This is a genomic window from Bacillus sp. FSL K6-0138, assembly GCF_037982765.1.
GTDB classification, from domain to species: Bacteria; Bacillota; Bacilli; order Bacillales; family Bacillaceae; genus Bacillus; species Bacillus glycinifermentans.
Genome location: NZ_CP150286.1, coordinates 3761231 through 3784939 on the forward strand (window position 1 = coordinate 3761231; position 23709 = coordinate 3784939).

Genomic DNA, 23709 nt, shown 5'->3' on the forward strand with positions numbered 1-23709 from the left:
ATTACAATTTGAATCATATCACTCTAAAAATACCCCGTCAACAATTTATCGTGTAATTTTTACGAATTACAACAAAAAAGACCGGGATAAATCCAGGCCTTCAAAAAAAGTTATCAAAGAGCAACATCAAAAAGATTAAGTCTTTGAAGAAGAAAAGATGTCATCCGTAAAGTTTTAAACTATTAGTTTAATCAACTGTACCTTTCAAAACCAACTTCGCCACACACTCCACATGGCTCGTATGCGGAAACATATCAACAGGCTGCACTTCAAGCGTCGCATACCCGCCATCCTCAAGCACCCGCAAATCGCGCGCCAAGGTTCCCGGATTGCACGACACATACACCACCCGCTTCGGCTTCATTTCAATAATCGTCCGCAGCAAAGCCTCGTCGCAGCCTTTGCGCGGCGGGTCGACGACAAGCGTATCAGCCTTGATGCCTTCCTTATACCACTTCGGAATCACGACCTCAGCTTCGCCAACTTCAAACTCGGCGTTCTCAATGCCGTTCAACTCAGCATTCCGCTTCGCATCCTCAATCGCTTCCGGCACAATCTCGACGCCGTACACTTTTTTCGCCTGCTTCGCCAGAAACAGCGAAATCGTGCCGATGCCGCAGTAGGCGTCGATGACGGTTTCTTCGCCGTTCAGTTCGGCGTATTCGAGCGCTTTGTCGTAGAGCACTTTCGTCTGTTCGGGGTTAACCTGGTAGAACGATCTGGCGGAGATGGCGAATTTGATGCCGCCGATGGTATCGTAGATGTATTCTTCTCCCCAGATGACCGTTGTTTCGTCGCCGAAGATGACGTTTGTTTTTTTCGGGTTGATGTTTTGGACGATCGATTTGACGTGCGGGAATGAGGCGGTGATTTCCTTCATGATCGCGTTTTTGTGCGGGAAATCGTTTGTCTTCGTGATGAAGACGACCATCATTTCGCCTGTCGCGGCGCCGTATCTGACCATGATGTGTCTGAGCCAGCCTTTGTGGCGCTCTTCGTCGTACGCTTTGATCCCGTAGCGATTGCAGATTTCTTTGATCGCTTGAACGACGCGGTCGTTTTCCGACTGCTGGATGAGGCATTTGTTCATGTCGATGATCTCGTGGCTGCGCTGCTGGTAGAAGCCTGCGACGAGTCCGCCTTCCCGTTCGCCGACAGGGACCTGGGCTTTGTTTCGGTAGTTCCACGGGTCTTCCATGCCGAGGGTCGGGTGGACGGTAATGCGGCTTAAGTCGAGCTTGCCGATTCGCTCGAGCACGTCTTTGACCTGCTTCTGCTTGTAAAGCAATTGGCCTTCGTAATTGATGTGCTGCAGCTGGCAGCCGCCGCACTGTTTGTAGATCGGGCACGGCGCTTTGGTGCGGAAGCGGCTTTCTTCCTTTACATCGATCAGACGGCCGAAGGCGAAGCCTTTTTTGACGCGCGTGACTTTGATCTTCGCTTTTTCGTCGGGCAGGGCGTTCGGGACGAAAACCGGGAAGCCGTCGACCTTTGCGACTCCTGCGCCTTCGTGGGTCAGATCTTCAAATACGACGTCGTAATATTCGTTTTTTTGTACGGGGGCTGTTTGTTTCATTTCCTTCACCTTCTATAAGAAAAACTTGGCCGCGTCTGTATGAGACCAAGTTCAATCATCGAGTCTTTGTGCTTTTTCTTTTGACATGACGACATTGATGTGGCGGTAGAGGTTTTCGAATTCTCCGGGCAGTTCGCCGCCGTATTCGCCGTCAAGGTTTAAGAGCATTTTGTCCTTCTGCTTCACTTTTACGCGGTTCGCTTTCGTATAAATGACGTGTTCGTTGTGGATGTGGTCGCCGCGGAGCGCGAGTCCGGCAAGCCGGATAAATTCGGCGAGGTTTGTCCGTTTTAAAATAATCAGGTCAAACATGCCGTCATTCAGGCTTGAGTCCGGGGCAAGCTTTTCGAAGCCGCCGACCGAATTGGTGAGCATCACCAAAAACAGCATCACTTCGCCGTGGAACAGCTTGCCGTCGTATTCGATTTCGACTTCTGTCGGCTTCAGCGACGGAAGCATTTCCATTCCTTTTAAATAATAAGCGAGCTGGCCGAGCATCGTTTTCAATTTGCTTGGTACGTCATACGTCAGTTCGGTCAGGCGTCCGCCTCCGGCGATATTGATGAAATACTGGCCGTTTACGCGCCCGATGTCGATCGGACGGGGTTCTCCTTCTAGTATTGTGTCAACGGCCTTTAAAATATCCTCTCTCGGTATGCCGAGAGCTCTTGCGAAATCATTTGTCGTCCCGACCGGTATGACCCCCAGGTTCGGACGGACTTCCAACGGCGCCAGGCCGTTGACGACTTCGTTCAGCGTCCCGTCGCCGCCTGCTGCAACAATTAAATCAAACTCTCTCTCTGCGGCGCTTCTGGCGGCCTGTACGGCGTCCCCTTCTCCCGTCGTTGCGTGGCATGATGTCTCGAAGCCCGCCTGTTCGAATTTTTGGAGAACTTGGGGAAGATTTTTTTTGAAAATTTCGCGTCCGGAAGTCGGGTTGTATATGATTCGTGCACGTTTCATGTTCATCATCCTATTAGAGTATCCGTATCATTTCTTTACCAACAACCTTTAATTATACTAGTTGTTGAAAAAATCGCAACTAAATGGATGCCAATCTTGGTAAATAAGAACGTGAAAAGACTTTGAAGGTCGATTGATGTAAAATAATAAATATTAAGAAAAAAGGGTGTGATCACGTGAAGAAGCTTGTATTTCAACCATGACGGAGGGGTCGACGATCTCGTCTCCTTATTTCTGCTATTGCAAATGGACGATATCGAATTGATCGGGACATCTGTCATACCCGGTGACTGCTATCTGGAGCCTGCGCTGAGCGCAAGCAGAAAAATCATCGACCGCTTCGGCCCGTACCGTGTCGAGACGGCGGCATCTGATTCAAGAGGGGTCAACCCTTTTCCGAAGGAGTGGCGCATGCACGCCTTTTATGTTGACGCCTTGCCGATTTTAAACGAAAAAGGGACGGTAGAGACTCCCATTTCCGACCTTCCCGCCCACCTTCATCTGATTGAGAAGGTAAACGGCAGCAAAGAACCGGTGACATTGCTGTTTACCGGACCGCTCACGGATTTGGCGCGCGCGCTTGAAAAAGATCCGTCGATCGAAAAGCGGATTCAAAAGCTCGTCTGGATGGGCGGCACCTTTCTTGAAAAAGGGAATGTCGAGGAGCCCGAGCACGACGGGACGGCGGAATGGAACGCGTTTTGGGACCCGTACAGCGTGAAGACGGTGTTTGCGAGCGGCATTGCGATCGATATGGTCGCGCTTGAAAGCACGAACCAGGTGCCTTTGACAAACGGCATCCGCGCCCATTGGGCAAGCCTGCGTAAACATATCGGCATTGATTTCATCGGCCAATGCTATGCGCTGTGCCCGCCGCTTGTACATACGGAGACGAACTCCACCTACTACCTGTGGGATGTGCTGACAACGCTGACGCTCGGCAGGAAGGACATGATCGGCTCAAAAACGGTCAATGCGATCGTTCACACGGAAAGCCCGCGTCAAGGAACGACAGAGGCACATCCAGACGGAAGGCCGGTCGAAGTCGTCGATCAGGTCGACAGGGAAGCGTTCTTTTCCTACTTTGAAGAGTTAATGAAAAAAGCCGACAACGTACCGGCAGTATAAGGAGGGCAGTGGCGTGAAAAAAGGAGAGTCGATTTATATCAGGCCGCTGACGGCGGATGATGCGGAAGCGTGCCTGAAGCTGCAGACGGACAACCGCGGGTTTTTCGAACGGTTTTCAATGGAGCGTGCTGCTGATTTTTATACGCTTGAAGGGCAAAAAAAGCGGCTGCAAACGTTTTGGGAACAAATGCAGCAAGACGAAGACTATTATTTCGGGATTTTTCTTCAGTCAGATGATGCGCTGATCGGCACGGTCAACCTCTTTCAAGTGCTGCGCGGCTCTCTGCAAAGCGCGTTTATCGGCTATTTTCTCGATGAAAAGCATAACGGGAAAGGCTATACGACAGAAGCGGTCAAGCTGATGGTCGGCTATGCGTTCAATGATTTGAAACTGCACCGCATCGAAGCCGGCGTCATGCCCCATAATCCCGGATCGATCCGCGTGCTCGAAAAAGTGGGTTTTCACAAAGAAGGTCTTGCCAGAAAAAACGTCAAAATCAACGGAAAATGGGAGGATCATCAGCAATTGGCGATCATCAACCCCAATGATTAAAAAAAGCCTCAGCTGTCAAAAGCTGAGGCTTTCTTATATCCTACTCTTCTTCCATTCCCGGCTTTTTCCGGCGGAATTTGGCCAAAATTTCATATACGATCGGCACAATAACCAATGTCAGAAGGGTCGAACTGATCAGACCGCCGATAACGGTAACGCCGAGCCCTTTTGAAATGACCTGGCTGCCGCCTTCGAATCCGAGCGCCAGCGGAATCAAGGCGCCGATTGTCGCAATCGCCGTCATCAGGATCGGGCGGAGTCGTGTAGAGCCGGCTTCAAGGAGCGCTTCTCTCGTAGACAGTCCTTCCGCTTCTTTATGAATGACGCGGTCGATCAGGACGATGGCGTTTGTGACGACGATTCCGATCAGCATCAGCATGCCGATCATCGCGTTCAAGCTGATCGTTTCACCTGAGACGTAAAGCCCGATCAAGGCTCCGATGACTGTAAACGGCAGCGAGAACAGAATCGCAAACGGCGCCAATGCTCCGCCGAACGTAATTACGAGCACGAGATACACGATCGCAACAGCTGCAAGCATCGCGAGTCCGAGCTTCGTAAAGGAATCGGCGATATCTGCGGAAACGCCGCCTGTATCGATCGTAACGTTGTCAGGAAGGTCAAGCTTGTCAATTTTCTTCTGGACATCGCTTGATACCTTTGTAATGTTGTCTGTCTTGATTTCCCCTGTGACATCGGCATAGACTTTTCCGTCGCGTTTTGAAACGGTGTCAGATGTTATGCCTTCTTTTACTTTTGCCACATCGCCGATTTTCACTTCCTGGCCTGTCGCCGATGTGAGTTTTTTGTTTTCTAAATCTTTGACGCTCTTATACTCGTCTTTTTCTGTTTTAATGTTGACATCAAGCTCTTTGCCGTCTTTTTTGACGGTTGTCAGTGGAGCCTGCGACGTTTCCGTCATTAAGGCCTGAGAAATTTGAGACGCCGTCAAACCGAGTTTGCTCAGCTTCTCCTGGTCAGCGACAAATGTATATTCGTCATATGTGCTGGACAGGCCTGACTTCACGTTTTTCAGATCTTTTTGATCTTTCATTATCTTTTCGATGTCTTTGACAGTGCCTTTAATATCTTTTTCAGAATCGCCGTACACATAGTACGTTAATTCGTTGTTATTGCCCGAAGAGTTGAAATTCTGCGTTTTCCATTCTCCGCGTTTGGATTTTTTCTGGATTTCTTTCAGCACGTTGTCTTTTTCTTTGTCAAAATCAGGCGTATCGTCTTCATATTTAATATAGAAGAGCGCGCCGTTTGAATTCCCTTGGGCGAGCGGGCTGCTTGAGCCTAAGGAGTATTGAACCGTATCGACGTGCTTGCGGTCCAATAAGAGCTTTTCGGCTTTTGCGGCTTCGTCTTCCGCCTCTTTTTTCGTTTCGCCCGGTTCAGGCGTGTATGTGATCTGAATCGTTTTTTCTTCTTCAGACGGCAGGTAGCTTGCGCCGATCAGCGGAACGAGGAACAAGCTTCCGAGCAGCATCAGAATCGCGATGATCGATGTAATCCATTTATGGCTGAGCGCCCAGTTTAAGATTTTTTTATAGGCGTTTGCCAGTCTTCCAGGCTTATGTTCTTTCCCTTTTACAGGTGCTCCCGTCAGCGATTTTTTGAACAGGCTGTGCGCGAGCATCGGCACGAGCGTGATCGAAATCAGGAGTGATGCGGCAAGCGCAAATACGATCGCCAGGGCGAACGGGATGAACAATTCGCCGATCTGGCCGCCTACCAGTGCGAGCGGCAGGAATACCGCAATCGTTACGATCGTTGATGACATGATCGGTTTGAACATTTCTTTCGTCGCTTCGCGGACCAATGCTTTTCCGCGGAGCGGTTCGTCTTTCAGCCTCATGCGGCGGTAGATGTTCTCGATGACGACGATCGAGTCGTCGACAACCCGGCCGATCGCGACCGTCATGGCGCCGAGCGTCATGATATTCAGTGTGATATCAAGCTGATTTAAGACTAGCAGCGCGATAAGCAGAGACAACGGAATGGAAACGATCGAAATTAATGTTGATTTAATATCTCTTAAGAATAAGAGAATGATCACAACCGCAAAGAGCGCCCCGAAAATCGCTTTGTCCAGCATCGTTTCGACCGACTGGGTGATCGGTTCAGCCATGTCTAACGTAGCGCTGTACTGGAAGCCTTTGTGGTCTTCTTTGAATTGCTTCAGTTCTTTTTTGACGTTGTCGGCAACTTCTACCGTATTTGCATCATTTGCTTTGACGATATTGATGCCGATGCTGTCTTTTCCGTTCGTGCGCGAAATCGATTCGGCTTTTTTCACGTCTTTAATGCTGGCAATCTCAGAAAGCTTGACAGTCGGCACTTCTGTACTTGCGCTTTGCCGGGCCTGTGCGGCCATCTGCGCGCCCCCGGCAGCTTGTGCGCCCTGTGCTGCTGCACTGCTTGCACTTGAAGCAGATGCAACCGGAATTCTCATATTCTTCAAATCTTTGATTGTTTCGATATCGCCGCTGACGACGACGGATTTTTCTTTATTGCCGAATGTGTACAATCCAAGCGGAGTTGTCACATTTGACCCTTGAATCACTTGCTTGACTGTGTCTTTGTCAAGGCCGTATTTTTTCATTTTGTCTTCTTTAAAAGAAAATTCGACTTCTTCAACCTGCTGTCCGGATACTTGAACAGAGGCTACGCCTTCAATGCCTTCAAGCTTAGGAACGAGGCTGTTTTCCACGTTTTTCGTAAGCTCTTGAAGGTTGCTTTTGTCGCTTGATACGCTGAGCGTCAGGATCGGGAAGGAGTTCATGCTGTAGCGCGAAATTTCCGGATCTTTCACGTCATCGGGAAGATTGACGTTTTCCAGCGCTTCAGCCGCTTCTGTTTTCGCCTTGTCCATATCTTTATCATAATCGTATTCGATCATCACCGATGATGCGTTTTCGTAAGATGTGGACGTCACAACGTGCACGCCGTCAAGGTTTTGCACCGCTTGTTCAATCGGCTTTGTGACATCATCAGCCACTTGGCTCGGGGCAGCCCCCGGATATGTCGTATTAATCGAAAGGTATGGCATGTTTACGTCAGGAATGGATTCCTGCTTCATATTCAAACCCGCATAAAGGCCGGCAACCGTAACAATAATCGTCATCAGCCACACAGCGAACTTGTTCTTCAGCACAAAATTGATGATAGAATTCATTACGACCTCCATTTTAAAAAATATTTTCTGAATACTGATTGACTGACTGGTCATTCTATACAATAATAAACGTCAAAAGTAAATAGCGTCAACTTATATATGTTAAAATTAAATCAATTTTAATGTTGTTCAAAAGGAGTACTTTCATGACTGAAAAAGAAGAAAAAATCATTAAAGCCGGCCTTCGCCTGTTCGCGAAAAACGGGTTTGCCTCTACGACCATTCAGGAGATTTCCAATGAATGCGGCATTTCAAAAGGAGCCTTTTATCTGCATTTTAAATCGAAGGACGCGCTGCTTCTCGCAATCATTAAGTATTATATCGATAGAATGACAGAAAATATGAAGAAGATACGGCAAAAAAATGCTCCTCCGAAGGATATTTTCAAGGAGCAGATTGCTTATCAGTTTGAAGAAAGCAAAGAGCATCGAGACTTCATCCTCGTGATGATCAGCGAGCACAGCATCCCGGAAAACAGCAAAATCGAGGAATATTTTAAAAATGTCAGCGGAAAATTTCATGAAGCATATCAGGAGGCGCTGCTGACGGCCTACGGCGACGCCGCAAAGCCTTACCTCGATGACTTGACGGTCATGGTGCAGGGAATCGTGCACTCTTATCAAAATTTGTTTATCTTCAACGAGCTCGACATTGACTTTGATGAGCTTGCCGGTTTTATTATCAGAAGGGTCGACGAGATGATCGGCGGCATGACGCAAAGCGGCGAACGGCCGATTCTTGCGGAAAAAACGTATCTGCTGTACCGTGACGGCCAGCAAAAAGTTGATAAAAACGGGATTCTTGAGGAGATCGCAGCATACAGGAATCAAGCGGATCTGGCCGAAGACATCCACATCACGCTTGATGTGCTGGAAGAGGAGCTGAAACTGGAGGCTCCGCGGAAGCCCGTAATTCAAGGAATGCTGACGAACCTGGAACAGGAGGAAAACGCAAGGCATCTCTTTCAGATGATTTCCCGTTTTCTTGATCGCTAAAAAAGAAACCAGATTCCCATAAAAATAGGAATCTGGTTTCTTTATTTATTCAGCTTTGACCAGGATTTTCACTTGATCTCTTTCTCTCAACAATCCTTCGAAGCCCTCTTCGATGACTTCATCAAGCGTAATTCGTTTCGTGACCAGTTTGTCAGCCGGGAAATACCCTTGAGCCATCAGACTGATGACAGCGGGAAACACGTCGCGGTATCCGATGATCCCGGTTAGTGTGCGTTCTTTCATGACGATATCGTGAGGATGGATCGGCGCTTCTTTTTCAAAAATGCTGACGACCATCGTTTCCCCGTTGATTTTTGTTGCATGAATCGCCTGTTTTAAAACGGGCGGCACGCCTGTCACTTCATAGGCTACATCGACGCCGCCGTTTGTCCGTTTTTGGATTTCGGCCACTGCGTCGCATTGTTTTGGATCAATGACGATTGCACCAAGCTCTGCTGCTTTTTGGCGGCGGATGTCTGATAATTCGACAGCGTAGATTTCCGATGCGCCGGACGCTTTTAATGCTTCAATCACGAGCAAGCCGATTGGGCCTGTCCCAAAAACGGCCGCTTTGTCGCCGACTTTCAATTTGCTTTGACGGACGGCATGAAGCGCAACGGCTGACGGTTCAACAAGCGCACCTTGTTCAAATGATACGTCATCCGGCAATTTATGAATCATTTCCGCCGGCACGGCTGCATACTCGGAAAATCCGCCGCCTCCCCCGGCGAGCCCGAAGAATCCCATTTTATCGCACAGATTATACATTCCTTGTTTGCAAGCTTCACATTCGCCGCACGCGTAGATCGGTTCAACCGTTACACGATCGCCGGCTTTGACATTTGTAACCCCCTCTCCTACTTCCACGACCTGCCCCGAAAATTCGTGTCCCAAAACGACCGGGGCTTTATCGCCGCTTAGCAGGTGTGTTTCAGTCGGAATGAAAATAGGGCCTGCGGTATATTCGTGAAGATCGCTTCCGCAAATCCCGCACCATTCTACTTTGACTTTCACTTTGCCCGCTGCCGCCTGGGGTTCGTCGATTTGTTCCAATCGCAAGTCTTTCGCATCGTGCCATCTAAGCGCTTTCATTTTCATCATCCCCTAGTAAAATATTTGTTTCCCTCAGTGCTATTATACTCTTTTTCGAAAGGTCTTTCGAACTATTTATAATAAATCTGCTATATACCTTTCTAATAAGACGGACATATTCGTGATGAAAAACAAAAATCAAACGATCGTCCCATGTCCCTTTTCTTTATTCTTGTAAGATTAGATAGATTTTAAATCGATATAAAAAGAACAGGCGGGGATTGCAACCTACTTCTTGGCCTGGAATGACGGCTGGAGCCCTGCGGCAAATAAAGGAGCGTCAAATCTCTATAATGACAGCTGGACGCTGAATAAGGGAGAAATATGGAACGGCGATTCATTAACGCCTGTCGTTGAATAAAAAACCCTTGGAGACATCGTTTCTCCAAGGGTCTTATATTACCGTTTATTAATTTCTTCAAGAAGAAGCTTGTTGACCATCGGCGGATTTGCCTGGCCTTTTGAAGCTTTCATGATTTGGCCGACGAGGAAGCCGATTGCACGGTCTTTTCCGTTTTTGAAGTCCTCGATCGACTGCGGATTGTTGTCGAGCGCTTCTGTGACAAGCTTTCTGAGCGTAGCTTCGTCAGAGATTTGCACAAGGCCTTTTTCTTTGACGATTTTTTCAGCGTCTCCGCCGTTTTCGATTAATTCTTTGAAGACTTTTTTCGCGATTTTCGATGAAATCGTGCCTTTTTCGATCAGCTTGATCAGACCGGCAAGGCCTTCCGGCGTAAGCGCGACGTCTGCGAGCTCTTTTTGCTGTGCATTCAGGTAGGCCGAAACTTCACCCATCAGCCAGTTTGAAGCGAGCTTGGCGTCGGCGCCTTTTTCGACGGCTGCTTCGAAGAAGTCGGACATTTCTTTTGTCAGCGTCAAGACTTTCGCATCATAGGCAGGCAGGCCGAGCTCCTCGATGTAGCGCTTGCGGCGCTGGTCCGGAAGCTCTGGAATGCTGTCTTTTACGCGCTGTTTCCATTCGTCGTCGATGTAAAGCTCGACGAGGTCCGGTTCAGGGAAATAGCGGTAGTCGTCAGAACCTTCTTTGACCCTCATCAAAATCGTCGTTTTTGATGCCTCATCATAGCGGCGCGTCTCCTGCTGAATGACGCCGCCTGACAGAAGTACTTGCGCCTGGCGTTTTTCTTCATGCTCAAGGCCTTTTTGGACGAAGGCGAAGGAGTTCAGGTTTTTCAGCTCTGTCTTCGTGCCGAATTCCTTCTGTCCGATCGGGCGGAGCGAAATGTTGGCGTCGCAGCGGAGCGATCCTTCCTCCATCTTACAGTCGGAAACGCCCGTATATTGAATGATCGACTTCAGCTTTTCAAGATACGCGTACGCTTCTTCAGGCGTGCGGATGTCCGGTTCTGAAACGATTTCGACGAGCGGCGTACCTTGGCGGTTGTAGTCGACAAGGGAGTATCCGTCGCCTGTGTGCGTCAGTTTGCCGGCATCCTCTTCAAGATGAAGGCGCGTGATGCCGATGCGTTTCGTTTTTCCGCCGACTTCGATTTCGATCCAGCCGTTTTCGCCGATCGGTTTATCGAATTGGGAAATTTGGTACGCTTTCGGGTTGTCAGGGTAGAAATAGTTTTTCCGGTCAAATTTCGTCTCTGTCGCGATTTCGCAGTTTAACGCCATCGCCGCTTTCATGGCAAAATTGACGGCTTCTTTATTCAAGACTGGCAAAACGCCCGGATATCCCAAATCGATGACGCTTGTCTGCGTATTGGCCGCGGCGCCGAATGGCGTCGGCGAGCTTGAGAAGATTTTCGATTTCGTTTTTAGCTCAACGTGGACTTCAAGTCCGATTACCGTTTCAAAGTTCATGTTTTTTCACCCCTTACAGTTCAGGTTTTGCTTTATGATGGTCTGTCGCCTGTTCGAATGCATGGGCGACGCGGTATACTGTGCTTTCGTCAAAGTGTTTGCCGATGATTTGCAGGCCGAGCGGCAAACCGTTCGCAAATCCGCACGGTACGCTGATTCCCGGTACACCGGCAAGGTTGACCGGGATCGTCAGGATGTCGTTCGCATACATTGTGAGCGGATCGCTCGTTTTTTCGCCGATTTTAAACGCAGGCGTCGGCGTTGTCGGTCCGATGATGACGTCATAGTTTTCGAATACGTCTTCAAAGTCTTTTTTGATCAGCGTTCTGACCTTTTGCGCCTTTTTATAGTAAGCATCGTAGTAGCCTGAGCTTAACGCGAACGTGCCGAGCATGATGCGGCGCTTCACTTCGTCTCCGAAGCCTTCGGAACGCGTTTGTTTATAAAGGTCGATCAGGTTGTCCGCATTGTCGGTGCGGTAGCCGTAGCGGATGCCGTCGAATCGGGCAAGGTTCGCCGAAGCTTCTGATGAAGACAGCAGGTAATACGTCGCAAGCGCGTATTTGCTGTGCGGCAGGGATACTTCTTCCCATGTCGCGCCAAGGCCTTCAAGCACTTTCAGCGCTTCAAGGACGGACTGCTTCGCTTCTTCGCTTACCCCTTCGCCGAGGTATTCTTTCGGAACGGCGATTTTTAAGCCTTTAATATCGCCTGTCAGCGCAGACAGATAGTCAGGCACGTCCACATTGGCGCTCGTCGAATCCATTTTGTCGACGCCCGCAATCGCCTGGAGAAGGTATGCGTTGTCCTCGACGGATCTTGTGATCGGTCCGATTTGATCCAATGAAGACGCAAATGCGACAAGGCCGTACCTTGACACGCGGCCGTATGTAGGCTTTAAGCCGACGACGCCGCAGAAAGAAGCCGGCTGGCGGATCGATCCGCCCGTGTCGGAACCGAGTGAAAACGGCACTTCTCCCGCCGCAACCGCCGCCGCGGAGCCGCCGCTTGAGCCGCCCGGAACGGTTTCTAAGTTCCACGGGTTTTTCGTTTTTTGGAAGCCTGAATTTTCTGTGGAAGACCCCATCGCAAATTCATCCATGTTCAGCTTTCCGATCGTAACCGCTTCTGCATCGTGCAGGCGCTCAACAACCGTAGCGTCATAGATCGGGTCGAAGTTTTCCAGGATTTTGCTCGCACACGTTGTGCGAAGATCCTTTGTGACGATATTATCTTTGATTCCGATCGGCATCCCGAACAAAAGGCCGTGCTCGTCCCGGCCGCCTACCGCTTCATCCAGCTCTTTGGCATAAGCGCGGGCTTTTTCTTCATCAAGCTGTAAAAAGGCCTGCACCTTTCCGTCGACTTCGTGAATCCTCTTATACGATTCATCGACTAAGTCCGATATGCTGATCTCTTTTTTATGTATGAGACTTTTCAGTTCAGATATTTTATGATCAAACAGTGACATGTTCTCTTGCTCCCTCCTTTAGTCCAGAATTGACGGCACGCGAATATAGCCGTCTTTATGATCAGGTGCGTTTTTGACGACTTCCTCAACCGGGAGGCCTTTATCCGGGACATCTTCCCTCATGATATTCTTCATTTGCAATACATGTGTCGTTGGCTTGACATTCTCTGTATCGACTTCATTCAGCTCTTCGGCAAAAGAAATAATGCTGTCAAGCTGTTCGGTAAACATAGCCGCTTCCTCATCCGTGATCGCCAGTCTGGCCAGATGGGCAACATGCTTTACTTCTTCTATTGAAATACGCGACATTACACAAACACCTCCAAGATGATTCTCGCTTAGTCATATAATACTGATCATATCAAATTTCAGCCTTCTAAATCAACAAAACCGCGGAATCCCGGCCCTGATTCTATTGTATACTAAAAACGCCCGGTAGTGGGCTGTACTAAAATTCAGAACATTTTTACTTTTGTATTTATTTGCAAACGTTTTCATTGTGATGCCCATCGGAACGGCTGCGTCCTTTTTTCAAAAAAACGGGCGTGTCCTCCGGTTGATTGATGCGGAATAGTTTGATAGGTTAGGTAACTAAGTACGATCACATGGCAGCGCCTGGTTTTTCCAATGCTTGATTTTAAAGACGAGGCCCTGCAAATCAATCTTCGTACACAGCAAATCAGTATTGTTAAAATTTCAGGAGAGGTGATGCCACATTATTGTAAAGAGGAGAGATACGAAACGTGAGTATTGAAGTATTTATTTCGCTTGGCATTTATTTTGCCGCCATGCTCTTAATCGGCTGGTATTCCTACCGAAAAACATCCAATTTGAATGACTATATGCTCGGAGGAAGAGATCTCGGGCCTGCTGTTACGGCTTTATCGGCCGGCGCATCTGACATGAGCAGCTGGATGCTGATGGGACTGCCGGGAGCGATGTATGTCACAGGACTTTCGAGCGGCTGGCTTGCCGTCGGCCTGACAATCGGAGCTTATGTCAACTATGTGCTTGTCGCACCGCGCTTGCGTACATTTACGGAAGTGGCGAATGACGCGATTACCATTCCAGACTTTTTCGAAAATCGATTCAATGATACGACAAGAGTCCTGCGTCTGGCGTCAGCCCTCGTCATCATGGTGTTCTTTACGCTGTATACGTCAGCTGGCATGGTATCCGGAGGAAGGATGTTTGAAACGGCGTTCGGCCTTGACTACAGGATCGGTTTGTTCTCTACCGCCCTCGTCGTAATTGCCTATACGCTGTTCGGAGGATTTTTGGCTGTCAGTCTGACCGACTTTGTGCAGGGTTTGATTATGTTTATTGCATTAGTGCTCGTGCCGATCGTTGCCTTTACTCAGTTGGGCGGAGTTACGCCGACATTTAATATGATAGAAGAAGTCAATCCAAGCCTGCTGGACTTCTTCAAAGGAACGACCGTCATTAGCATTATTTCTTTTATTGCCTGGGGATTGGGCTACTTCGGGCAGCCGCACATCATCGTCCGTTTTATGGCGATTTCATCGGTGAAAGAGCTGAAACCCGCCCGCCGCATCGGAATGGGCTGGATGATCGTCTCAGTAGCCGGCGCATTACTTACGGGGCTGATCGGCGTAGCTTACGTCCATCAAACAGGTATCAGCCTGAAAGATCCGGAAACGATTTTCATCGTATTTTCGAACATTCTGTTTCATCCGTTGATCACCGGATTCTTGCTTTCCGCGCTGCTTGCGGCGATCATGAGTACGGTTTCATCCCAGCTTCTGGTCACCTCAAGCGCCATGACCGAAGACCTGTACAGAACGTTTTTCCGCCGCGGGGCAACAGATAAAGAGCTTGTCCTCGTCGGACGGTTGAGCGTCCTGTTGGTCGCCGTCATCGCCCTTCTTTTATCATTAAGTCCGAATGACACGATTTTGAATCTCGTCGGCTATGCGTGGGCCGGATTCGGTTCTGCGTTTGGACCTGCGATTCTGCTCAGCCTCTACTGGAAGCGGATGAATCAGTGGGGTGCACTGGCAGGCATCGTAACCGGCGCTGTTACAGTGCTGCTCTGGATTATGACCGGACTCGATCAAACGACCGGCATATACGAAATGATTCCGGGCTTCTTCCTGAGCCTCGCAGCGGTTGCCGCCGTCAGCCTCATGACGCATAAGCCCGCTGAAAAAGCGGCTGAGATGTTTGAGGAGATGGAAGAAAAACACCGTTCTGCATCATAGACGAAAAGGCCGTCCAGGGTATTCCCTGCGGCCTTTTTATTTCCCTTCTCCTGAATGGTCATCCTCCCGGCCTTCCTGTTCTTTTTTTTCCGCATGGAATTCTTTTGATGTCTGTCCGGCAATATAATCAAAGGGAGTGTAGTGGTTTTGAACGGTTTTCTTGCGGATAAACATGTTATACGCAGCGATAAGGATAACGGAAACGACCGTGAGCGGAAAAAGAAGTGATATAAAAATCAGCAATGTATACCCCCCCTCCTGAAAAACCTGTTGTACGCCCATCTTCTCTGTGAGAAAATCATATCAATTATGAAAGCAATATAAAAGAAAGGAGACATGCGCATGGATTGGCACATCGATATGGATACGCTGATGAAGCTTGGAATCGCGACATTGGTCGGGATGGTCATCGGCCTTGAAAGGGAATTGAAAAATAAGCCGCTCGGCTTGAAAACGTGCATTGTCATCGCCATCAGTTCATGCGTGTTGACGATGATCAGCATTGACGCGGCCTATCATTTTCCAAGGTCAAACAGGATCATGATGGATCCTTTGCGTCTGCCTGCACAAATCATTTCCGGGATCGGCTTTATCGGAGCCGGCGTAATTTTGCGCAAAAGCAATGACGTCATTTCCGGGCTCACCACCTCAGCAATGATCTGGGGAGCGGCGGGTCTCGGCGTCGCCATAGGTGCAGGCTTTTATAAGGAAGCATTTATCAGTCTCGCATTTATTTTAATAAGCGTCGAATTTTTGCCGTGGGTCGTCGGCAAAATCGGCCCGAACCGCCTGCAGGAGAAAGAAATCCGCGTCCGCATGTCATTGTCCGACAAGGACAAAATGACGGACATTCTCAAGGAAATGAAAGCGAAGCATATCCGCATCCACTCCGTCCGGATCGATGACATGCCTGAAAAAGAGTTTGCGGTGATGGAGACGAAAGTGAGGGTTCACAGGAAGCGGTATGTGACAGATGTGTATTACGATATTAAGTCGATTGACGGAGTCGTCGGGGTGAAGTGCGATACGATGTAAAAAAGAAGCAGCCGAATAGCTGCTTCTTTTTTATGAATCATAAATATGAACGGTCGGTTCTTTAGCTCCTGGCTTTTTGAGGATGAGGGCTTCCTGGCCGTCTGATGACGTAATGTTGATCTCGACGTTCAGCTCGCTTTTGCCGTAATAATCCATCACTTCCCCGGTCAGAAATTGCGTAAATGCAATGACTTCGCTTTTGCCGTAGAACTGCATCGGAATGTTGATTTTCATTTCCTGCATTTGGTCGTCTTTATACAAAGCCGTTCCGACGACGCCTGTGTAGTTTGGAAAGTATGTTTCGATTTTATTTTTAAAGCGGTTGAACAGCTCCGCATCGTCCGGATGCTTTTCTGTTCCTTCCGTTGACGGGAAGAATGTGTATTCTTCATTGATATTATCCCAGCCCGAGATATCGCTTGTGCCTGCTTTCACTTCGGTTTTGGCGATAAAGTTTCCGGGCACGATCGACGATTTCGGCGCCTGCTTGTACAGGACGATCGTGAGCGGAATGTTTTTGAGATCCTTCATGTTCCGGATGCGTTTTGCCACTTCCTGTGCGATCTTTTCGCCCTCTTGCTTCAGTTTCTTGGTGCTGATCGTCACTTCTTTTTGTGGATCGCCGACATTTTCGCGGTAATAGTAAACCGAGTTAAGCGCCAGGCCGATCACAACTCCGCCAAGCTCAATCGTATCCTTGTCTTTTCTGACGAGATAATCGTGTTCAAGCATATGAGCCAGATAAATCGGGCTTTCCTCGTTTTGCTTTTCGGCAGATCCGCTGCCGGAAAGAGCCGGATTCAGCCCGAGGTTTTTAAAATCCTTATCCTTTTTCTCCGCTTTTTTCAGGTCGCTTCCCGTTTTTTTGCGGGCCAGCCAGCTAGAGACCGTATCTTCATCCAAATACTGCCCTTCCTGAAAAAGGTAGTCTTTCGTTGAGAAAGAGTCTTGGGCGAGGCGCATCATGCCCGTTTCGAATTCATCGATGTCAAGCCTCGTGTTCATCTGTTCGGTCGTCAATCCGCGCGCCTTTCCGGCTTTAAAAGGAAGAACCATTTTATAATACGAATCAGAGATGTTGTATTTCGGAACGATGGCTTTTTCTTTCGACTTTTTCGTCTTTTGCACCATCTCCTGCTCCTCTTCTCCCTTAAAATTCGACGGCGCACAGGCTGAGAGCATCAGCATCCCCGCAGCAGCCGCCAAAATTAATGCTTTTTTCAATAGAAAACACTCCTCTTATTTCTTTAGCTCTCTGATCAATCTTGCTTCATCCCATACTTCGATGTTAAGCTCTTCAGCTTTGGCCAGTTTGCTGCCCGCCGCTTCGCCGGCAATGACAAGATCGGTTTTTTTGCTTACGCTTCCTGTGATTTTTCCCCCGAGCGCTTCGATTTCCGCTTTCGCGTCGTTACGCGACATTTCGCTGAGCTTTCCGGTCAGCACGATCGTTTTCCCCGCAAAGTAGGAGTCGCTGTCTTCGGCTTTTACTTTTTTCGGGCCTGTATACACGGTGTTCACGCCGAGCTGTTTAAGCTCATCCAAAAGCTTGAGCATCTCTTCTTTTTCAAAATAGGTGACGATCGCATCAGCCATCTTTTCGCCGATTTCATCGACTTCCAGCAATTCTTCTTTTGATGCCGTTTTGAGGCGGTCAATCGTCTCAAAGTGCATGGCGAGCGTTTTCGCCGCTTTCTCGCCGATAAAGCGGATGCCGAGGCCGAAAAGAAGCCGCTCCAGCGAGTTTTCCTTCGATTTTTTGATCGACTGAAGCAGGTTGTCGGTCGATTTTTCTCCCATTCGTTCGAGGTTGATGAGCTGCTCCCGCGTCAGCTTGTAAAGATCGGCGACATTCTTGACCAAATCCTCGCGGAACAGCTGGGTGATGACGCGCTCTCCAAGCCCTTCAATATTCATCGCATTGCGGGAGACGAAGTGAATCAGCCCTTCCCTGATCTGGGCCGGACATTCCGGATTGATGCAGCGCAGCGCGACTTCTCCTTCGATTCTGACGAGTTCGCTTCCGCATTCAGGGCATTCGTCAGGCATGCTGAATTCCTTTTCTTCGCCTGTCCGCTGTTCAACGAGCACATTGACAACCTCGGGGATGATGTCTCCCGCTTTTTTGATGACGACTTTGTCATACAGCCGGATATCCTTCTCCTTAATTAAATCTTCGTTATGAAGGGAAGCCCTTTGGACCGTCGTTCCCGCCACTTTTACGGGCTCAAGGATCGCCGTCGGCGTTACAACGCCGGTGCGGCCGACGCTTAATTCGATGTCCAAAAGCTTTGTCACGACCTCTTCGGCCGGAAACTTGTAGGCAATCGCCCAGCGCGGGCTTTTCGCCGTAAATCCGAGCTCTTCCTGCTGATCGAGGGAATCGACTTTAATGACGATGCCGTCGATTTCATACGGAAGATCGGCCCGCTTTGTTTTCAGCTCGTCAACGATCTCGATTACCTCTTCGATTGTGCTGCATTTTTTACGTTCATGATTCGTTTTAAAGCCGAGTTCATCAAGAAAATCAAGACCCTGGCTTTGCGTTTCGACGCCCATTTCGTCAAGCTCCGCTATACTGTAGACGAAAATATCGAGGTTTCGTTTCGCGGCAATTTTCGGGTCAAGCTGTCTCAATGAGCCGGCGGCCGCATTCCGCGGGTTCGCAAACGGCTCTTCCCCCCGCTCAAGCCGCGCTTCGTTCAGCAGTTCAAAGGAGCGCTTCGGCATATAAGCCTCCCCGCGCACCTCAATCGACAGGGGGCGCTTCATTTTAAGAGGGATGTTTCTGATCGTCTTCAAGTTTTCGGTAATATCTTCGCCCGTCGTTCCGTCTCCCCTTGTCGCGCCTCTGACAAATACCCCGTTCTCATAACGAAGCGAAACAGCAAGACCGTCGATTTTGAGCTCGACGTTGTACTCGACGTCTCCGACCGACTGGCGGACCCTTCGGTCAAAATCGCGCAGATCCTCTTCATTAAACGCATTGCCGAGACTCAGCATGGGCGTTTTGTGCTGCACCTTTTGAAAAGCGTCCAAAACAGCCCCGCCGACGCGCTGTGAAGGCGAATCAGGCGTTTTCAGATCCGGGTGCTCTTCTTCAATCGAAATGAGCTCCTTCATCAGTTTGTCATATTCGGAATCCGGCACACTCGGATCGTCAAGCGTGTGATATTCGTAGTTGTATTTGTTGATCAATGCATGCAGTTGTTCCACACGTCGTTTAGCTGCTTCTTTTTCCATCGATTTCGTCCTTTCATCCTGAGGTCTTTTGCCATTATTGCTTTTCAATTGGCGCAAAGGCCGCGAGCAGACGTTTCACTCCGATCGGACTCGGAAAGGCGATGTCAAGCTCAGTCGATTCACCTGCCCCTTTCACGCTGACGACCGTGCCTGTGCCCCATTTTTTATGAGAGGCTTTGTCTCCGACGGCCCATTCGATTCCGTCGCCGCCCGTTTTCGTGTAAGCCGTCGCCGGACGGGTGACAGGCGCTTTACGCTCCGGTTTTCGTCCGAACGGAGACGCCGTATTCTTCTTCTCGTTTAGATTGTCCAATAATTCTTCCGGTATTTCCGCGATGAATCGCGATTCCGGGTTCATATTCGTTCTGCCGAACAGCGTTCTCATCCGCGCGTTCGTTAAATAGAGCTCTTCCTCAGCCCGCGTAATGCCGACATAAGCGAGCCTCCGCTCCTCTTCCATTTCCGCTTCCTCCATCAGGGAACGGCTGTGCGGGAAGACCCCTTCTTCAAGCCCCATCAGAAAGACGACCGGAAATTCGAGCCCTTTGGCAGCGTGAAGCGTCATCAAGATGACGGCATCTTTATTACCGGATTCCTCTTCCTGCTGATCAAGCTGATCGATATCGGCGATGAGCGCAAGGTCCGTCAAAAAGGCGACGAGCGACTTATCTTCGCTTTGCTGTTCAAAGTTTTTCGTCACGGACAAAAACTCGTCGATATTCTCTAACCGGCTCTGGGCTTCGAGCGTTTTTTCCGCCTTCAGCATGTCGCGGTATTCGGTTTTTTCAAGGATTTCCTCAGTCAGTTCTGTGACGGATAAGTATTCCTGCATATTCGTCAAGTTTTCGATCATCTGTCTGAAGTCGTCAAGGGCGTTGGCCGCTTTCGCGCTGAGGCCGATAAAGTCGACCTGTCCGAGCGCTTCAAACAGAGACAGCCCGTTCATGTCCGCGTATGCGGCGATTTTATCGACGGAAGTCGCACCGACGCCGCGCTTCGGCACATTGACGATTCTCGCAAAGCTGATATCGTCATCCGGATTAGCGACAAGCCGCAGGTAGGCGAGGATGTCTTTAATTTCCTTCCGGTCATAGAACTTTGTGCCGCCGACGATGTTGTAATTGATGTTCGCTTTCATCAGCGTTTCCTCAATGACGCGGGACTGGGCGTTTGTCCGGTATAAAATCGCGATATCGGAGTAGGAGCGCTTGCCGGATTGGACGAGCTCCCTGATTTTCCCGGCTACAAACTGCCCTTCGCCAAATTCGTTGTCCCCCCTGAAATAGGAGATCTTCGTCCCTTCGTCATTTTCCGTCCACAGGTTTTTCGGTTTTCTGTTCGAGTTGTTTTTGATCACTTCGTTGGCCGCGTTCAAGATCCGCTTCGTCGATCTGTAGTTTTGCTCCAGCAAAATGACGCTTGCGTTCGGGTAGTCTTTTTCAAAGGACAGGATGTTGGCGATGTCCGCTCCGCGCCATCTGTAGATCGACTGGTCCGAGTCCCCGACGACGCAGATGTTTTGGAAGCGCTGCGCCATTTTTTTGACGAGCAGATACTGCGCCCTGTTCGTATCCTGATACTCATCGACATGAATGTATTGGAATTTGCGCTGATAGTATTCTAGCACCTCAGGCACCCTCTCAAACAGACGGATCGTCGTCATGATCAAGTCGTCAAAATCGAGGGACTGGTTTTTCCGCAGTTTTTTCTGATAATCTTTGTAGACGTCGCTGACAACCTGCTCAAAAAAGCCGCCTGCCGTTTTCTCGTATTCCTCAGGATCGATCAGTTCGTTTTTCGCGCCGCTGATGGAGCCGAGAATGCTCCGCGGGTCAAACTTTTTCGGATCGATGTTTCTTTCCTTCAAGATTCCTTTAATGACAGAAAGCTGATCTGACGTATCAAGAATCGAGAAATTGCGGTTGATCCCGATCCGGTCGATGTCCCTCCGCAAAATTCTCACGCACATGCTGTGGAAAGTCGAAATCCAAATGTCATCCGCACCTGGTCCGAGAATGCTTTCCACGCGGTCTTTCATCTCTCTCGCCGCTTTGTTCGTAAACGTGATCGCCAGAATGTTCCACGGAGCGACGCGCTTTTCCGCCATCAAATACGCGATCCGATGGGTCAAAACCCGCGTTTTTCCGCTTCCCGCGCCGGCCATGATCAAAAGCGGCCCTTCCGTTGTTTTGACCGCTTCCTGCTGTACGTTATTTAATCCATTCAATAATTGGTCGCTAATATAATTCAATCCGTTCACCGCCTCTTCAAACATATGTTCTATTATAAACCAATCCGGTTTGTTCCGCTTATTTTTTTACCGCATCCACCGTTTTCAGCGCTTGTCCGAAATCTTCGTAAACCGCGTTCCCGACAACGACGACGTCTGCGTATTCGGCCATTTTTGCCGCTGTTTCGGGATCTGAAATGCCGCCGCCGTAAAATAAAACCGTATCGGTCAGAACGGCCTTCGCTTCCTTCACCGTCTCGGCATCCCCGAGCATTCCGCTGTATTCCAGATAAAAGACCGGCATCGAAAAGAGCTTTTCAGCCAGCCGCGCATAGGCTTTGATGTCTTCCAGTCCAATCTCTGCATCGGCGTCTGTCAAAGCCGCCGCCTTGCAGTCCGGGTTTAAAATGCAGTAGCCTTCGACGATGATCTCTTCAGGAGACATCAGCTCGCCGTATTCTTTCATCGCTTCTTTATGTAGGCCGACGATCCAGTCGGGGTTTTTGCTGTTCAGTACGGTCGGGATAAAATAGAGGTCAAATCCCGGCACGATCGCATCAATCGCGGATACTTCAAGGACGCACGGCACTAAAAAACGACGCACTTTCGACATCAGCCGGAGCACATCATCCTCTGTGATGTTGTCGCTACCGCCGATCAGAATCGCATCCGTTCCCGATTCGCACAGCTGCTCGAGCTGTTCATCTGTTATCTCTTTATTTGGATCGAGTTTAAAGACGTGCTTCCACTCGGTAATATCGTACATAAAAAAAGCTCCTCCAATCGTTCTTGCCATTTAAATATTATAACAAATTCACCCCTGTTGGAAAAACGGATAACGAAGAAAGTAAGAGTGGAAATTTTGGACATAAAAAACCGCCGGGCTAAAGGGGCCAGGCGGTTTGAAAGATCATTCTGATTCTTCTTTTACACGGTCCAGCGCCATAATATAGGCGTCATTTCCGTAATTCAGGCAGCGTTTCACCCTGGAAATGGTCGCCGTGCTCGCTCCGGTTTCCGTTTCAATTTTGTGGTACGTGTTGCCGTCGCGGAGCATTCTGGCGACTTCGAGCCGCTGAGCCAGCGATTGTATTTCATTTATCGTACACAGATCATCGAAAAAACGGTAGCATTCTTCGAGATCTCTCAATGATAGGATGGATTGAAAAAGCTGGTCGAGCTCTCTCCCGCGCAATTTATCGATCTGCATCGTTACACACCTTCTCCTTTGCTAATAGAAACCTTGCTGAGATCGGGAATGATGTTGATCCACGTTTTTCCCGGAACGAAAGGAACGGTTTTTCCGTCCTTTACCGGCACAAGCCGGCCTTCTTCGTTTTTCCAATCGACTTGATGGACTTCCCCGTTCTGCAGAAGCAGCCCTTGTCCGCCTGAACGCAGGTCGATATCCCTTCTCCCGTAGGCATCTTTGATGCGATGTTCGGCTTCCACTATTAGTATATTTTGAAGAATGATCGGTTCTTCAGTTTCAAGGTCTGTTGTCAGCATGCCGTCTGACATTCTCATATAACCGTCAACCTTTTTATCATAACCAAAATCTACTTGGTTTGTAACGTTTTTTGTCCCGTAATCTAACCGGATGCGGTAAGGCGTCCCTGATGTTGGACGGGCTTTTTTAAACGTATAAGGTTCTGGAGCGGCTTTCATGGAATATCCTTTGTCAGCGGCTGCTTTTTTAATATTTTCAAATGAAGTATACGAGTTATGGGGCGCCTCCCGGAAGTCCGCTCTCCAAAACAGACTGCCGTCATAATCCATTCCGTTGATATGATCCGCCGCACCGCTTTCAAGCCGGTTTCTTGCACCCGGACTCCAGCCGTGATGCACCAGTATGCCGTCAAAACCGAGAGCCAGATCAATGAAATACTCTCTGGCGCTTCTGACGGGACCTGCGGTTTCAGGCATTTCGCTTTGAAAAATCGCCAAAAATCTTGTAATCGGTCCTTCGCTCAAACTCTCAATCACGATGTCTGCCTTGCTTAACCCCGACTGCGGCCTTGCCTTTGGATGATTGTTCACCACAACGGCGAGCGGCCGCTTGCGAATCTCTCCATCCGCTTTCATTCCCGTCAGCGGATAGGTATTCTGCACATTCTGCTCATTGCTTATCCCGCATGACATCAGCATTGCGGCACAGGCTATAGACAGCAGTACCCTCACATATCG

At 49.2% G+C, this 23709-nt stretch carries 20 protein-coding genes; 6 read left to right on the top strand and 14 right to left on the bottom strand.

Going from position 1 to position 23709, the window contains the following annotated elements:
• Positions 1-187: 187 nt before the first annotated feature.
• Together rlmD and MHB78_RS19860 are read right to left on the bottom strand one after the other, a co-directional pair.
• Positions 188-1576, bottom strand: coding sequence for a 23S rRNA (uracil(1939)-C(5))-methyltransferase RlmD (gene rlmD / locus MHB78_RS19855; protein ID WP_046130417.1), 1389 nt, complete (start codon positions 1574-1576; stop codon positions 188-190).
• Positions 1577-1627: 51 nt separating this feature from the next.
• A complete protein-coding gene (locus tag MHB78_RS19860; RefSeq protein ID WP_046130418.1) occupies positions 1628-2539 on the bottom strand; it encodes a diacylglycerol kinase in 912 nt (303 codons plus the stop codon).
• A gap of 186 nt (positions 2540-2725) precedes the next feature.
• Here MHB78_RS19860 and MHB78_RS19865 point away from each other — a divergent pair, with 186 nt between their 5' ends.
• Positions 2726-3667: a nucleoside hydrolase gene (locus MHB78_RS19865; protein ID WP_046130419.1), complete on the top strand. Its 942-nt coding sequence runs from the start codon at positions 2726-2728 to the stop codon at positions 3665-3667.
• A gap of 13 nt (positions 3668-3680) precedes the next feature.
• Positions 3681-4220 carry a GNAT family protein gene (locus MHB78_RS19870; protein WP_046130420.1) on the top strand — a complete coding sequence of 180 codons (540 nt, stop codon included), beginning with the start codon at positions 3681-3683 and terminating at the stop codon, positions 4218-4220.
• 40 nt (positions 4221-4260) lie between these two features.
• Here the strand turns inward: MHB78_RS19870 and MHB78_RS19875 are convergent, their stop codons facing one another.
• Positions 4261-7404, bottom strand: a complete 3144-nt coding sequence (locus MHB78_RS19875) for an efflux RND transporter permease subunit (protein WP_046130421.1) — start codon at positions 7402-7404, stop codon at positions 4261-4263.
• A gap of 146 nt (positions 7405-7550) precedes the next feature.
• Here MHB78_RS19875 and MHB78_RS19880 point away from each other — a divergent pair, with 146 nt between their 5' ends.
• Positions 7551-8399 carry a TetR/AcrR family transcriptional regulator gene (locus tag MHB78_RS19880; protein WP_046130422.1) on the top strand — a complete coding sequence of 283 codons (849 nt, stop codon included), beginning with the start codon at positions 7551-7553 and terminating at the stop codon, positions 8397-8399.
• Between the two features lie 45 nt (positions 8400-8444).
• Here the strand turns inward: MHB78_RS19880 and MHB78_RS19885 are convergent, their stop codons facing one another.
• Complete coding sequence (locus tag MHB78_RS19885) at positions 8445-9491, bottom strand: 2,3-butanediol dehydrogenase (RefSeq protein WP_046130423.1); 1047 nt, start codon at positions 9489-9491, stop codon at positions 8445-8447.
• A gap of 220 nt (positions 9492-9711) precedes the next feature.
• On the opposite strand from MHB78_RS19885, the gene MHB78_RS19890 reads away from it, so the two are divergent.
• On the top strand, positions 9712-9852 hold the full coding sequence (locus tag MHB78_RS19890; RefSeq protein WP_315956930.1) for a glycosyl hydrolase: 141 nt from the start codon (positions 9712-9714) through the stop codon (positions 9850-9852).
• Positions 9853-9890: 38 nt separating this feature from the next.
• On the opposite strand, the gene gatB is transcribed toward MHB78_RS19890, so the two are convergent.
• From gatB to gatC, 3 genes are read right to left on the bottom strand one after another with little or no spacing between them, the layout of a single operon-like run.
• Positions 9891-11321 (bottom strand): Asp-tRNA(Asn)/Glu-tRNA(Gln) amidotransferase subunit GatB, encoded by a 1431-nt coding sequence (gatB, locus tag MHB78_RS19895; protein ID WP_046130424.1) that lies wholly within the window; start codon positions 11319-11321, stop codon positions 9891-9893.
• Between the two features lie 13 nt (positions 11322-11334).
• On the bottom strand, positions 11335-12792 hold the full coding sequence (gene gatA, locus MHB78_RS19900; RefSeq protein WP_046130425.1) for an Asp-tRNA(Asn)/Glu-tRNA(Gln) amidotransferase subunit GatA: 1458 nt from the start codon (positions 12790-12792) through the stop codon (positions 11335-11337).
• Between the two features lie 18 nt (positions 12793-12810).
• Complete coding sequence (gatC, locus tag MHB78_RS19905; RefSeq protein WP_046130426.1) at positions 12811-13101, bottom strand: Asp-tRNA(Asn)/Glu-tRNA(Gln) amidotransferase subunit GatC; 291 nt, start codon at positions 13099-13101, stop codon at positions 12811-12813.
• Positions 13102-13535: 434 nt separating this feature from the next.
• Between gatC and putP the strand changes: the two genes are divergently transcribed.
• A complete protein-coding gene (putP, locus tag MHB78_RS19910; protein WP_046130427.1) occupies positions 13536-15014 on the top strand; it encodes a sodium/proline symporter PutP in 1479 nt (492 codons plus the stop codon).
• Between the two features lie 36 nt (positions 15015-15050).
• Here putP and MHB78_RS19915 read toward each other — a convergent pair whose 3' ends face one another.
• Positions 15051-15257 (bottom strand): DUF3951 domain-containing protein, encoded by a 207-nt coding sequence (locus MHB78_RS19915; RefSeq protein ID WP_082094084.1) that lies wholly within the window; start codon positions 15255-15257, stop codon positions 15051-15053.
• Positions 15258-15350: 93 nt separating this feature from the next.
• On the opposite strand from MHB78_RS19915, the gene MHB78_RS19920 reads away from it, so the two are divergent.
• Positions 15351-16049 carry an MgtC/SapB family protein gene (locus MHB78_RS19920; protein ID WP_096892051.1) on the top strand — a complete coding sequence of 233 codons (699 nt, stop codon included), beginning with the start codon at positions 15351-15353 and terminating at the stop codon, positions 16047-16049.
• 30 nt (positions 16050-16079) lie between these two features.
• On the opposite strand, the gene MHB78_RS19925 is transcribed toward MHB78_RS19920, so the two are convergent.
• The 6 genes from MHB78_RS19925 to MHB78_RS19950 all read right to left on the bottom strand — a co-directional run bounded on the left by MHB78_RS19925 (position 16080) and on the right by MHB78_RS19950 (position 23670).
• Positions 16080-17273, bottom strand: coding sequence for a CamS family sex pheromone protein (locus MHB78_RS19925; protein WP_046130430.1), 1194 nt, complete (start codon positions 17271-17273; stop codon positions 16080-16082).
• 15 nt (positions 17274-17288) lie between these two features.
• Entirely contained in the window at positions 17289-19292 is a 2004-nt protein-coding gene (ligA, locus tag MHB78_RS19930; protein WP_046130488.1) for an NAD-dependent DNA ligase LigA, read from the bottom strand.
• Positions 19293-19326: 34 nt separating this feature from the next.
• Positions 19327-21543 carry a DNA helicase PcrA gene (gene pcrA / locus MHB78_RS19935; RefSeq protein WP_046130489.1) on the bottom strand — a complete coding sequence of 739 codons (2217 nt, stop codon included), beginning with the start codon at positions 21541-21543 and terminating at the stop codon, positions 19327-19329.
• A 58-nt stretch (positions 21544-21601) separates the two neighbouring features.
• Positions 21602-22288, bottom strand: a complete 687-nt coding sequence (locus MHB78_RS19940; RefSeq protein WP_046130431.1) for a heptaprenylglyceryl phosphate synthase — start codon at positions 22286-22288, stop codon at positions 21602-21604.
• A 144-nt stretch (positions 22289-22432) separates the two neighbouring features.
• Positions 22433-22732 carry a YerC/YecD family TrpR-related protein gene (locus MHB78_RS19945; protein ID WP_046130432.1) on the bottom strand — a complete coding sequence of 100 codons (300 nt, stop codon included), beginning with the start codon at positions 22730-22732 and terminating at the stop codon, positions 22433-22435.
• Positions 22733-22734: 2 nt separating this feature from the next.
• Positions 22735-23670 carry a DUF3048 domain-containing protein gene (locus MHB78_RS19950; protein WP_231947475.1) on the bottom strand — a complete coding sequence of 312 codons (936 nt, stop codon included), beginning with the start codon at positions 23668-23670 and terminating at the stop codon, positions 22735-22737.
• Between the last annotated feature and the right edge of the window lie 39 nt (positions 23671-23709).

Bases quoted from the DNA above. Each gene is read 5' to 3' on its own strand.
- MHB78_RS19885 (WP_046130423.1), bottom strand. From the start codon at position 9,491: ATGAAAGCGCTTAGATGGCACGATGCGAAAGACTTGCGATTGGAACAA.
- MHB78_RS19880 (WP_046130422.1), top strand. From the start codon at position 7,551: ATGACTGAAAAAGAAGAAAAAATCATTAAAGCCGGCCTTCGCCTGTTC.
- MHB78_RS19950 (WP_231947475.1), bottom strand. From the start codon at position 23,670: ATGCTGATGTCATGCGGGATAAGCAATGAGCAGAATGTGCAGAATACC.
- gatB (WP_046130424.1), bottom strand. From the start codon at position 11,321: ATGAACTTTGAAACGGTAATCGGACTTGAAGTCCACGTTGAGCTAAAA.
- gatC (WP_046130426.1), bottom strand. From the start codon at position 13,101: ATGTCGCGTATTTCAATAGAAGAAGTAAAGCATGTTGCCCATCTGGCC.
- MHB78_RS19860 (WP_046130418.1), bottom strand. From the start codon at position 2,539: ATGAAACGTGCACGAATCATATACAACCCGACTTCCGGACGCGAAATT.
- MHB78_RS19945 (WP_046130432.1), bottom strand. From the start codon at position 22,732: ATGCAGATCGATAAATTGCGCGGGAGAGAGCTCGACCAGCTTTTTCAA.
- rlmD (WP_046130417.1), bottom strand. From the start codon at position 1,576: ATGAAACAAACAGCCCCCGTACAAAAAAACGAATATTACGACGTCGTA.
- MHB78_RS19940 (WP_046130431.1), bottom strand. From the start codon at position 22,288: ATGTACGATATTACCGAGTGGAAGCACGTCTTTAAACTCGATCCAAAT.
- MHB78_RS19920 (WP_096892051.1), top strand. From the start codon at position 15,351: ATGCGCATGGATTGGCACATCGATATGGATACGCTGATGAAGCTTGGA.
- MHB78_RS19875 (WP_046130421.1), bottom strand. From the start codon at position 7,404: ATGAATTCTATCATCAATTTTGTGCTGAAGAACAAGTTCGCTGTGTGG.
- gatA (WP_046130425.1), bottom strand. From the start codon at position 12,792: ATGTCACTGTTTGATCATAAAATATCTGAACTGAAAAGTCTCATACAT.
- ligA (WP_046130488.1), bottom strand. From the start codon at position 19,292: ATGGAAAAAGAAGCAGCTAAACGACGTGTGGAACAACTGCATGCATTG.